Genomic DNA, 11,259 nt, shown 5'->3' with positions numbered 1-11,259 from the left:
AGCGCCTTGACCACGCCGGGCGCGGCCGGCAGCTCGGCGCGCGCGCGCGCGAGCACCTCGATGTCGCCGTACATATTGGGCAGCGCCAGCAGCGCCGCGCGCGTGGCCGGCAAGTAGTTCGCCGTGAGCGCGGCCAGGCCAGGGCTGTCCTTGGCGCGCAGCAGCGCGCACAGGGCGGCCTCGTCCCTGCTTGCCGCGGCGTCGTCGGCGATCAGCGCGCGCAGCACGCCCACGTGCGACAGGTCGAGCCGCACCTCGTCGAAGCCGGCCAGCGCGAGCGAGGCCATGGCCAGCTCCTGGATCTCGGCGTCGGCCTCGAGCCCGGCGTGGCCGTAGATCTCGGCGCCGATCTGGAGCGGCTCGCGCGTTGCATGCAGGCCCGAGGGACGGGTGTGCAGCACGCTGCCGGCGTAGCACAGGCGGGTGACCGAGTCGCGGTTGAGCAGGTGGGCGTCGATGCGCGCGACCTGGATCGTCATGTCGGCGCGCAGGCCGAGCATGCGGCCCGAGATCTGGTCGACCAGCTTGAAGGTGCGCAGGTCGGTGTCCTTGCCGGCGCCGGTCAGCAGCGAGTCGACGTACTCGAGCAGCGGCGGCATCACGAGCTCGTAGCCGTAAAGGCGGAAATTGTCGAGCATCAGGCGGCGCAGCTCTTCGATCTTGCGCGCTTCCGACGGCAGGACATCGGCAATATTTTCAGGCAGGAGCCAATTCGGCATGGGCAGAAGCAGTATCGGGAGAATGTTAAAAAACGCGCAACAACAGGCGCGGGCGCTCACGCAAAATGTGGCGCAGAACCATCAATTTTACCCGAAAACATGTTGATGCAGGAAGCAAATCGTGGCGGGGGTGGCGGGTGGGCTCGTATCGAATTGCATTTGCGGGGGAAAGGCGGGCACTTGCAGGAATCTCAAAGCGGGGATTTCGGGATCCCAAACCAACAACGTCCTCGCGGGGGCGGCGCGGCTTGCCGCGCCGCCCCCGCGAGGACGTTGTATCGGCGGCTTGGCGGCCGCCGCCTGCATTTACTTCCTGGCCGCGCCGCCGCCGGCGCTCTTGAAGTACTTGAAGAAGTCCGAGTTGGGGTCGACCACGAGCACGTCGCCGCGGTTCTGGAACGTGGCGCGGTAGGCCTCGAGCGAACGGTAGAACTTGTAGAACTCGGGGTTCTGGCCAAACGCCTGGGAGTAGATCGCGGACGCCTTGGCGTCGCCGTCGCCCTTTATGCGCTCGGCGTCGCGGAAGGCCTCGGCCAGCAGGATGGTGCGCTGGCGGTCGGCGTCGGCGCGGATTTTTTCGGATTCGGCCGAGCCGGTCGAGCGCAATTCGTTGGCCGCGCGGGTCCGCTCGGCCTTCATGCGGTCGTACACCGAGCTGTTGATCTGCTCGACGTAGTCGACCCGCTTGAGGCGCACGTCGACGATCGAGATGCCGATCTCCTCGGCCTCGTCGATGACCTTTTTCTGGATCGCCGCCATCACGTTGCCGCGCTCGCCCGAGATCACCTCGCGCACCGTGCGCTTGGTGATTTCGTCGTTCAGGGCCGCCTTGACGATCTGCGACATGCGGTCGTTGGCGCGCACCTCGTCGCCGTTGAAGCTGACGTAGAACAGGGTCGGGTTGACGATGCGCCATTTGACGTAGGCGTCGACCAGGATGTTCATTTTCTCGGCCGTGATGAAGCGGTCGGCGTCGGGCGTGTCGAGCGTGAGGATGCGCTTGTCGAGGTAGAGCACGTTCTGGAACGGCTGCGGCAGCTTGAAATGCAGGCCCGGCTCCTTGATTTCGCTTTGCACCTTGCCGAAGGCGAACAAGATGGCGTGTTGGCGCTGGTCGACCACGAACACGGTCGACGAGATGAGCATGGCGGCGATCAGGATCGCGGCGAGGATGGTGATTACACGGTTCATTAGCGGGCCTCCCGGTCGCGCGTCGCTTCGCGGCTGCGCATGTCGCGCTGGCGCACTTGTTCAAGGCTCTGGACCGCCTCGCTGGCCGCCGGCGCCGGCTGCACCGGACCGGACTTGGCGCCGACGGCGGCGTCGTTGGCGGCCGTTTGCGCGATCAGTTTGTCGAGCGGCAGGTACAGCAGGTTGCTGCCGGACTTGGCGTCGATCATGACCTTGCTCGCGTTGGTGAACACCGACTGCATCGCGTCGAGATACATGCGGTCGCGCGTGACGGCCGGCGCCTTCTGGTATTCGGTCACGATCTGGCTGAAGCGGGCCGCGTTACCGGTGGCGTTGGCGACGACCATGGCGCGGTAGGCCTCGGCCTCCTGCATCAGGCGGAACGCGTTGCCCCTGGCCACCGGGATGACCTGGTTGGCGTAGGCCTCGCCCTCGTTCTTGGCGCGCGCGCTGTCCTGGCCGGCCCTGACGGCGTCGTCGAAGGCGCTTTGCACCTGCTCGGGCGGCTGCACGCCCTGCATCGTGACGTTGGTCACCTGGGCGCCGAGCTTGTATTTGTCGATCAGCACCTGCATCAGCGCGTGCACGTCCTTGGCGACCTTCTCGCGCCCCTCGTAGAGCACGAAGTCCATCTTGCTTTTGCCGACGACCTCTCGGATCGAACTTTCGGCGACCTGCTTGACGGTGTCCTCCTGGTTGCGGTTGTTGAACAGCCAGGCCACCGGATCCTTGAGCGTGTACTGCACCGCGAACTGGATGTCGATGATGTTCTGGTCGTCGGTCAGCATGAGCGACTCTTGCGGCTTTTTGTTCTGGACCTTGCCGGCGTAGCCGACCTCGGTGGTGCGCACCTGCGACACGTTGACCGTCTCGTGCGCCTGGAACGGCGCCGGAAAGCGCCAGTTCAGGCCGGGGCCCGCGGTGTGGCTCAGTTGGCCGAAGGTGGTGACCACCGCGGCCTGGCCCTGGCGCACGCTGAAGGTGCCGCTGGCGAGCCAGATCAGGGCGATCACGACGCCGATGACCATGACGATGACGCCTGCGCCCTTCATGTCGGGCAGGTTCGGGCCGCCGCCGCCGCCGTTGTCGCCCGGCCCCTTGGGGCCGAACAGGCGGTTCAGGCGGGCGTTGAAGTCGCGCCACATCTGGTCGAGGTCGGGGGGACCCTCGCCGGGTTTTTTGCTCTCCTGGGCCTTGGGGCCGGAGATGATGCCGAAGCGTTTGAACAAGGAGACAAGCATACTATCGTGATCCGACGTTGGTGGAGGTGGGCTTACTGTCTGACTTACTGTCTGAAATACTGTCTGAAATACCGTCCGAAACACCGGATTCGGCGGCCAGCAGGGCCTCGACATCGGCATCGGCATCGCCGTCCGCGTCGTCCGCGCCAACCACAAGCGCGTAGTCGCCGTCGGCGCCTGCGTCGGCCCCGAACAGGTGGCGCAGGCCGGGCGCGCGCCGGGCCGCCTCGACGATGGCCTCGCGCAGCAGGTCGAGGCCGTCGCCGGTGCGGGCGCTGAGAAACACGCGGCCTATGCCGCCGGCCTCGTCGCGCTCGATCGCCGGCGCGAGTCCGGCGGCGTCGATCTTGTTCCAGACAAGCAATTGGGGAATATGGTCGGCGCCGATGTCTTTGAGCACCAGGTTGACCTGTTCGATCTGCTCCATGCGCACCGGGCTGGCGCCGTCGACGACGTGCAGCAGCAGGTCGGCGTGGATGGTCTCTTCCAACGTGGCGCGGAACGCCGCCACCAGCTGGTGCGGCAGCTCGCGCACGAAGCCGACCGTGTCGGAGACGACCACGTTGCCGACCTCGGCGCCGAGGTAGACCCGGCGGCTGGTGGTGTCGAGCGTGGCGAACAACTGGTCGGCGACGTACACGCCGGCCTTGGTCAGCGCGTTGAACAGGGTCGACTTGCCGGCGTTGGTGTAGCCGACCAGCGAGACCGAGAAGGTGTGGCTGCGCCCGCGCGCGCGGCGCTGGGTCTCGTGCTGCTTGCGCAGCTTTTCGAGCCGCGCGCGCAGCGCCTTGACGCGCTCGCCGATCAGGCGGCGGTCGGTCTCGAGCTGGGTCTCGCCCGGGCCGCGCAGGCCGATGCCGCCCTTTTGCCGCTCAAGGTGGGTCCAGCCGCGGATCAGGCGCGTGGCCAGGTGCTGCAACTGGGCCAGCTCGACCTGCAGCTTGCCCTCGTGGCTCTTGGCGCGCTGCGCGAAGATGTCGAGGATCAGGCTGGTGCGGTCGAGCACCCGGATGTTGAGGCGTTTCTCGAGGTTGCGCTGCTGGGCCGGCGACAGCGCGTGGTTGAAGATGACGATCTCGATTTGCCCGTCGGCGCAGGCGAGGCCGATCTCGTCGGCCTTGCCGCTACCGACGAAATACGCCGGGTCGGGGCTGCCACGCTTGGCCGTGATGGTGGTGATCGGCTCCGCGCCGGCCGATTGGGCCAGCAGCGACAACTCTTCGAGGCCGGCGTTGAAGTCGCCCGCCCCGAAGTCGACGCCGACTAGCGCCGCACGCATGGGATTTCCTTGCGCGGCGCCGCGGGAGGGCTGGTGGCCGGGAGGTTCAAGTTCAAGGTTGGACCCAATGCCTTATTCAGCTTCGGGATCAAGATTGAGATTGACCGCGCGCGCGGGTACCACCGTGGAGATGGCGTGCTTGTAGACCATCTGGGTGACCGTGTTGCGCAGCAGTACCACGTATTGGTCGAAGGACTCGATGTGCCCTTGCAGTTTGATGCCATTGACCAGATAGATGGAAACAGGAACATGCTCTTTGCGCAAGGCATTGAGGAATGGGTCTTGTAACAGTTGCCCTTTGTTGCTCATAACAGCTCCGTGATGTTGTTGTAGTTTAAGATTTGGAGGCGACTCGCTCGTTTTCAAGTAGGCGGGGCGGCAATCTGCGCAATTTGTTATGCCGACCCGGTCTACTCTACCCTGTTTTAACGTAAATAATCCTATTGAAAGGGACTATTTCTGCGATTTTGCAAATGGATTTTTGCCCATTCGCAGTTCGATGCGCAGCGGCGTGCCGACCAGGTTGAACGTGTCGCGGAAGTGTTTTTCGAGAAAGCGCTTGTACGGCTCGCCGACCGAATCGAGGGCGTTGCCGTGGATGACGATGATCGGCGGATTCTGTCCGCCCTGGTGCGCGTAGCGCAGCTTGGGGCGGATCGAGCCCTTGCGCCGCGGCTCCTGTTTCTCGACCGCCTCGATCAGCGCGCGCGTCAGGCGCGGCGTCGACAGGTCGGCGGTGGCGGCCGCGTAGGCCGCCTCGACCGACTTCATCATCGGCGCGATGTTGGTGGCCTTGAGGGCCGAGATGAAGTGCGTTTTGGCGAACGAGAGGAAATCGAGCTTGCGGTCGATGTCGATCTTGATCTCGTCGCGCTGGTCCGACTGCAGGCCGTCCCACTTGTTGACCGCCACCACCAGCGCGCGGCCCGACTCGAGGATGAAGCCGGCGATGTGGGCGTCCTGCTCCGAGATGTCCTGCTGGGCGTCTAGCAGCAAAATGACGACGTGCGCCTCGGAGATCGATTGCAAGGTCTTGACGACCGAGAATTTCTCGATCGCCTCGAACACCTTGCCGCGGCGGCGGATGCCGGCCGTGTCGATCAGGGTGTAGTTTTTTCCGTCGCGCTCGAACGGCACCTCGATCGAGTCGCGCGTGGTGCCCGGCATGTCGAAGGCGATCACGCGCTCCTCGCCGATGAGGGTGTTGACCAGGGTCGACTTGCCCACGTTGGGGCGCCCGACGATGGCGATCTTGATGCCGCGCGCGGCCGGCTCGAGTTCCTCCGGCTCGCTAGGGCGCAGCGCGAAGGCCTCGTTGAGGGCCTCGTCGACCAGGTCGGCCACGCCGTCGCCGTGGGCGGCCGAGATCACGTACGGGTCGCCCATGCCGAGCTCGTAGAACTCGGCCACGACGGAGCTGTATTTCATGCCCTCGCCCTTGTTGACCACCAACATGACCTTGCGGCCCGACTTGCGCAGGAAGTCGACGATGGTCTTGTCGTGCGGCGTGAGGCCCTGGCGGCCGTCGACGATGAACACGACGACGTCGGCCTCGGCCACGGCCTGCTTGGTCTGGAGCGCCATCTGGAACATGATGCCCTCCTTCGCCACGGGCTCGAAGCCGCCCGTGTCGATGACCAGGAACGGGCGTTCGCCCACGCGGCCCTCGCCGTAGTGGCGGTCGCGCGTCAGTCCGGGCAGGTCGGCCACGAGCGCGTCGCGCGAGCGGGTCAGGCGGTTGAAAAGGGTCGATTTCCCGACGTTGGGGCGTCCTACGAGTGCTATTACCGGCTTCATGGTGTTATTCGACCGCGATGGCGGTCACTGTCCCAGATTGTGTTTGAAAGATGAGGTTCGAGCCGACCACCAGCGGGGCCGAGATGATCGGGCTGCCGTCGGTCGCCGCGCGGGCCAGGAAGGCGCCGTCTTCGCGCGAAAGGAAGTGGATGATGCCCTGGTAGTCGCCGACGGCGACCGCGCGCCCGTACGAGACCGGGGTCGACAGGCGCCGGTAGCTGAGCTTGTCGTTGCGCCAGGCGCTGCTGCCGGTGTCGCGCGAGAACGCGCTCACGGCGCCGCTGTCCTCGGACGTGAAGACGAAGCGCTGGTCGACCGAGACGCCGACGTCGGACGAGAGCTTTTTGGTCCAGCGCGGCGCGCCCGTGGCGGCGTCGAAGCAGCCGACCTTGCCCTGGTAGGCGACGGCGCAGACGTCGCCCTCGAACAGCACCGGATTGCCGGCGATGTCGGTGACGCGTTCGAGTTCGGTGGCGCCGCGCGCCTCGGCCACGGCCACCTCCCAGCGCGCCGCGCCGGTGCCCAGGTTGAGCGAGATCAGCTTGCCGCCCGGCTGGGCGATGATGACCTCCTTGCCGGCCACCACCATGCCCGGCGCGCTGCGCAGGGTCAGCGGCGGCGAGATGCGCTGCACGGTCCATTTCTTGGCGCCCGTGGCGGCGTCGAGCCCGACGATGCGGTTGTCGGTGCTGCGCACGACCACGACGCCCTGGCCGATGACCGGGGTGCTGAGCACCTCGCTCGAGGCTTGCGCGGTCCAGAGGAATTTGCCGTCGGTGTCGAACGCGTGCACGGTGCCCTCGAGGCCGCCGACGACGAGCAGCGCGCCGTCGGTGCCGACCCCGGCCGAGAGCCCGGTGGGCGCCTTGACGCGCCAGATCTGGCGCCCGCTGGCGGCGTCGACGCGCGCGATGTCGCCGCCGGCGCCGGCCACGACCAGGGTCTGGCCGACCACGGCCGGCGCGAACACGTACTCCTGGGCCTTGCCGATGTCGAGCTTCCAGGCGGTGCGCACGGCCATCGAGCCTTTGAGCTCGACCAGCGGCGCCGGCAGGTTGGTCTTCTTGGCCGCGAACGGGTTGAGCGAACTGATGGTGGAGCAGCCCGCCATCAGGGCCAGCACGCCTACACTAACGAGCTTGTGGGTGATACGCATATTCGGTAACCTTGTACTTAGCTAGGGTTCTGATTGGTTGTTCGGTGTCCGGCGGCGAGCTCAGGCCGCGGTCTTCGGCGCCGCCTCGCCCAGCGCGTCGAGCTTGTACTGGACCAGCTGGCGCCCCGGATTGTCCTTGGACATCGCGTCGAGCGCGCCCTGGTAGGCGGCGCGCGCCTCGGCCACCTTGTTCTGGGCCGCGAGGATGTCGCCCTTGCGGTCGGCAACGGCGCCGGCGAACTGCGGCAGCATGTCGGTGGCGATCGTTTTGAGGGCCTCGTCGTAGGCCTTTTCGTCGAGCAGCACCGCCGCCAGGCGCAGGCGCGCTACCGATTTGTACTCGTCGTTGCCATGCTCGACGACCCATTGCAGGTGGGCCTTGGCGGCCTTGGCGTCGTTGGCGTCGAAGGCGCTGCGGGCCGCGACCAGCGCGCTCATGGCGGCGTACACGGTGCGGCTGTACTTGGCCTGGACGTCGGCGGCGATGCGCTGGACCTTGGCGTTGTCCTTGGCCGCGAGCAGCGCGAGCTGCTCGTCGTACAGGGCCGAGGCCTCGACCGCCTGGACGCGGTTGCGCTGGCCCCAGTAGGTGTAGGCGGCGAAGGAGCCGAGCGCGATGATCAGCACCCAGGTGATCAGGTTGCCGTACTGGGCCCAGAACGCCTTCATTGAGGCCAGTTGTTCTTGTTCTTCGAGATCGTATGCCATGAGATAAATGTGGGTAAGTGGGTGGATCAAAATGGGCCCGCGGCGCGCCTCTTGCGTGCGTGCCGCCGGTCCGGTGTTACAAACGCGTGCCTGGAATGCTCAAAAAGTATACCCGCGATCGGCGCCGTGCGCGCCGCCGATTCAATGGTGGTAGTGCACGTGGTCGTGGTCGTGGTCGTGCCCGCCGATGATCTGGTCGACCAGGTGGTCGACCGCCTCGTCGAACGGCACCGTGGCCTGCTGTTGCCCGCCCCCGGCCGCGCGCATGGCCTTGACGTTGACCACATGGTTGGCGATTTCGTCCTCGCCGATGATCACGGCGAAAGCGGCGCCGCTGGCGTCGGCCTTTTTCATCTGGTTCTTGAAGCTGCCCGCGCCGCTCGCAGCCGCGCAATGTAGCACAACATCGAGTCCGGCATCGCGAATTCTCTCGGCCAGCACGAAGGCCTGCATCTGCGCGGCCTCGCCCTGGTGCACCATGTAGACGTCGCAGGTGGACGGATCGGCCGGCTCGCCGGCCATTTTCATCAGTTCGATCAGGCGCTCGATGCCCATCGCGAAACCGACGGCCGGGGTCGGCTTGCCGCCGAACGATTCGATCAGCGGATCGTAGCGCCCGCCAGCGCACACGGTGCCCTGGGCGCCGAGCGCGTCGGTGACCCACTCGAACACGGTGCGGTTGTAGTAGTCAAGCCCGCGCACCAGGCGCGGGTTGACCGTGTACGGCACGTTGTTGTGGTCGAGGATGCGCTTGACGCCCTCGAAGTGGGCGATCGACTCGGCCTCGAGGTAGTCGAGCAGCTTGGGCGCCTTGTTGACCAGGTCCTGCATGGCCGGGTTCTTGGTGTCGAGGATGCGCAGCGGGTTGGCGTGCAGCCGGTTTTTGGCTTCAAGGTCGAGCAGCTCGAGGTTGGCCTCGAAGTAGGCGATCAGGTCGACGCGGTGGCGCCCGCGCTCGGCGGCGTCGCCGATCGAGTTGAGCTCGAGGCGGATGTGTTCGAGGCCAAGGTCGTCCCACAGGCGCCGGCACAGCATGATCAGCTCGGCGTCGATGTCGGGGCCGGCGAAGCCGACCGCCTCGGCGCCAACCTGGAAGAACTGGCGGTAGCGGCCGCGCTGCGGGCGCTCGTGGCGGAACATCGGCCCCTTGTACCAGACCCGCTTGGGGCCCTCGTACACGAGGTTGTGCTCGATCACGGCGCGCACCACGCCGGCCGTGCCCTCGGGGCGCAGGGTCAATGCGTCGCCGTTCATCGAATCCGTGAACGAGTACATTTCTTTTTCGACGATGTCGGTGACGGCGCCGATGGCGCGCTTGAACAGCGCCGTGTCCTCGACGATCGGGGTCACGATCTTCTGGAAGCCGTAGCTCTTGAGGACCGAGTGCACGGTGTTTTCGAACAGCTCCCACAGGGGCGCGTCGGCCGGCAGGATGTCGTTCATCCCCTTAACAGCCGTGATTTTTTCCGCTTTTTTATTCTCTGACATGGTTTTATTCTATTCTGTTCTTAAGCTGACACAGCTGGTTTGGCATAGGTGCGCTGCACGTAGTCGAGCACGATCGCCTGGAATTCCTCGACGATTTTCCCGCCGCGCAGGGTCACGGTCTTCTGGCCGTCGACGAACACCGGCGCGGCCGGCGACTCGCCCGTGCCGGGCAGGCTGATGCCGATGTTGGCGTGCTTCGACTCGCCCGGGCCGTTGACGATGCAGCCCATCACGGCCACGTTCATGCCCTCGACGCCCGGATACAGTTTTTTCCATTCCGGCATCTGCTCGCGCAGGTAGGTCTGGATGTCGTCGGCCAGCTCCTGGAAGGTGGTCGAGGTGGTGCGCCCGCAACCGGGGCAGGCGATCACCATCGGCGCGAATTTGCGCAGGCCCATGGTCTGCAGGATCTCCTGCGCGACGATGACCTCCCTGGTGCGCTCGCCCCCCGGCTCGGGCGTGAGCGAGATCCGGATGGTGTCGCCGATGCCCTCCTGCAGCAGCACCGACAGCGCCGCGGTCGAGGCGACGATGCCCTTGCTGCCCATGCCGGCCTCGGTCAGGCCCAGGTGCAGCGGGTAGTCGCAGCGGCGCGCCAGCTCGCGGTACACGGCGATCAGGTCCTGCACCCCCGAGACCTTGCACGAGAGGATGATTTTATCGCGCGCCAGGCCGAGCTCCTCGGCCCGCACCGCGTTCTCGATCGCCGAGGTGATCAAGGCTTCGTACATGACAGCCTGCGCGCTCCACGGCTGCGCGCGCGCGGCGTTCTGGTCCATGATGCGCGCCAGCAGCGACTGGTCGAGGCTGCCCCAGTTGACGCCGATGCGCACCGGCTTGCCGTAGGTCGCGGCCATCTCGATCATCTGGGCGAACTGGGTGTCGCGCTTGGCGCCCTGCCCCACGTTGCCCGGGTTGATGCGGTACTTCGAGAGCGCGCGCGCGCACTCGGGATAGTCGCGCAGCAGGGTGTGGCCGTTGTAGTGGAAGTCGCCCACCAGCGGCACGTCGATCTCCATCTTGTCGAGCTGCTCGCGGATCAGCGCCACCGCGGCGGCGGCCTCGGGGCGGTCGACCGTGATGCGCACCATCTCGGAGCCGGCGCGCGCGAGCTCCTTGACCTGGATCGCGGTGCCGATCACGTCGGCGGTGTCGGTGTTGGTCATCGACTGCACCACCACGGGGGCGTCGCCGCCGACCCAGACCCGGCGCGCGCCGTGCGCGACGAGCACGGCGCGGCTGGCGCGCCGGCCCAGCGGGCCCGAGGGGATGGCCTGGTTCAAACCGGAGGTATCGGAGGTATCGGAGGTATCGGAGGTATCGGAGCTCGACATATTGATTGGGTATTAATTGAGGTTCACGCGTGAGATGGTGCTGCCCGGGGCCGGCGGCAAGGCCACGGCGGCGCCGCGCCAGCTGGCCTCGACCTCGCCGGGGTTGCCCACCACCAGGGTCAGCGGGCCGGCGGCGGTCACGGTCTCGGTGCTGCCGCGGCGCAGCAGGCGCTTGAGCACGGGCGCGCCCGTTTCGGGGCGCAGCTCGACCCAGGAATTGTCGCGCATCTTGAGCACGAGCACGCCGGGGACGGCGGCGGACGCGGCCGCGGCCGGCGCGGCGCCAGCGGCGGCCGGCGGCGGGACCGAGATCAGCGGCACCGCCAGCTGCTGCGCCACCGACGGC

General features: G+C 66.6%; 11 protein-coding genes. All 11 read right to left on the bottom strand.

The window, feature by feature from the left end; translation table 11 throughout:
• Positions 1 to 719 (bottom strand): ATP phosphoribosyltransferase regulatory subunit (locus C7C56_RS06165; protein ID WP_106756588.1); only part of this gene is annotated, 719 nt, incomplete at its 3' end.
• Positions 720 to 1,025: 306 nt separating this feature from the next.
• Positions 1,026 to 1,910 (bottom strand): protease modulator HflC, encoded by an 885-nt coding sequence (hflC, locus tag C7C56_RS06160; protein ID WP_106756587.1) that lies wholly within the window; start codon positions 1,908 to 1,910, stop codon positions 1,026 to 1,028.
• Positions 1,910 to 3,151, bottom strand: a complete 1,242-nt coding sequence (hflK, locus tag C7C56_RS06155; protein WP_106756586.1) for an FtsH protease activity modulator HflK — start codon at positions 3,149 to 3,151, stop codon at positions 1,910 to 1,912. The genes hflC and hflK overlap by 1 nt, the downstream gene beginning before the upstream one ends.
• A gap of 1 nt (position 3,152) precedes the next feature.
• On the bottom strand, positions 3,153 to 4,430 hold the full coding sequence (hflX, locus tag C7C56_RS06150; RefSeq protein WP_106756585.1) for a GTPase HflX: 1,278 nt from the start codon (positions 4,428 to 4,430) through the stop codon (positions 3,153 to 3,155).
• A 72-nt stretch (positions 4,431 to 4,502) separates the two neighbouring features.
• Entirely contained in the window at positions 4,503 to 4,739 is a 237-nt protein-coding gene (gene hfq / locus C7C56_RS06145) for an RNA chaperone Hfq (protein ID WP_106756584.1), read from the bottom strand.
• A gap of 144 nt (positions 4,740 to 4,883) precedes the next feature.
• Positions 4,884 to 6,227: a ribosome biogenesis GTPase Der gene (gene der, locus C7C56_RS06140; protein ID WP_106756583.1), complete on the bottom strand. Its 1,344-nt coding sequence runs from the start codon at positions 6,225 to 6,227 to the stop codon at positions 4,884 to 4,886.
• 4 nt (positions 6,228 to 6,231) lie between these two features.
• Positions 6,232 to 7,383, bottom strand: coding sequence for an outer membrane protein assembly factor BamB (bamB, locus tag C7C56_RS06135; RefSeq protein WP_106756582.1), 1,152 nt, complete (start codon positions 7,381 to 7,383; stop codon positions 6,232 to 6,234).
• 60 nt (positions 7,384 to 7,443) lie between these two features.
• On the bottom strand, positions 7,444 to 8,091 hold the full coding sequence (locus C7C56_RS06130; protein WP_106756581.1) for a YfgM family protein: 648 nt from the start codon (positions 8,089 to 8,091) through the stop codon (positions 7,444 to 7,446).
• 141 nt (positions 8,092 to 8,232) lie between these two features.
• Complete coding sequence (gene hisS / locus C7C56_RS06125) at positions 8,233 to 9,579, bottom strand: histidine--tRNA ligase (RefSeq protein WP_106756580.1); 1,347 nt, start codon at positions 9,577 to 9,579, stop codon at positions 8,233 to 8,235.
• 20 nt (positions 9,580 to 9,599) lie between these two features.
• Positions 9,600 to 10,913, bottom strand: coding sequence for a flavodoxin-dependent (E)-4-hydroxy-3-methylbut-2-enyl-diphosphate synthase (gene ispG, locus C7C56_RS06120; protein ID WP_106756579.1), 1,314 nt, complete (start codon positions 10,911 to 10,913; stop codon positions 9,600 to 9,602).
• Between the two features lie 12 nt (positions 10,914 to 10,925).
• Positions 10,926 to 11,259, bottom strand: a 334-nt coding sequence (locus tag C7C56_RS06115; RefSeq protein WP_146204307.1) for a DUF4115 domain-containing protein, incomplete at its 5' end; no start/stop codon positions are given.

The organism is Massilia glaciei (genome assembly GCF_003011895.2).
GTDB lineage: Bacteria > Pseudomonadota > Gammaproteobacteria > Burkholderiales > Burkholderiaceae_D > Telluria_A > Telluria_A glaciei.
This window is presented reverse-complemented; position numbering and strand designations above follow the sequence as displayed.

What these genes read in the sequence shown, in the direction of transcription:
- hflX (WP_106756585.1), bottom strand. Translation starts at nt 4,430, where the DNA reads ATGCGTGCGGCGCTAGTCGGCGTCGACTTCGGGGCGGGCGACTTCAAC.
- hflK (WP_106756586.1), bottom strand. Translation starts at nt 3,151, where the DNA reads ATGCTTGTCTCCTTGTTCAAACGCTTCGGCATCATCTCCGGCCCCAAG.
- ispG (WP_106756579.1), bottom strand. Translation starts at nt 10,913, where the DNA reads ATGTCGAGCTCCGATACCTCCGATACCTCCGATACCTCCGATACCTCC.
- bamB (WP_106756582.1), bottom strand. Translation starts at nt 7,383, where the DNA reads ATGCGTATCACCCACAAGCTCGTTAGTGTAGGCGTGCTGGCCCTGATG.
- C7C56_RS06130 (WP_106756581.1), bottom strand. Translation starts at nt 8,091, where the DNA reads ATGGCATACGATCTCGAAGAACAAGAACAACTGGCCTCAATGAAGGCG.
- der (WP_106756583.1), bottom strand. Translation starts at nt 6,227, where the DNA reads ATGAAGCCGGTAATAGCACTCGTAGGACGCCCCAACGTCGGGAAATCG.
- hflC (WP_106756587.1), bottom strand. Translation starts at nt 1,910, where the DNA reads ATGAACCGTGTAATCACCATCCTCGCCGCGATCCTGATCGCCGCCATG.
- hisS (WP_106756580.1), bottom strand. Translation starts at nt 9,579, where the DNA reads ATGTCAGAGAATAAAAAAGCGGAAAAAATCACGGCTGTTAAGGGGATG.
- hfq (WP_106756584.1), bottom strand. Translation starts at nt 4,739, where the DNA reads ATGAGCAACAAAGGGCAACTGTTACAAGACCCATTCCTCAATGCCTTG.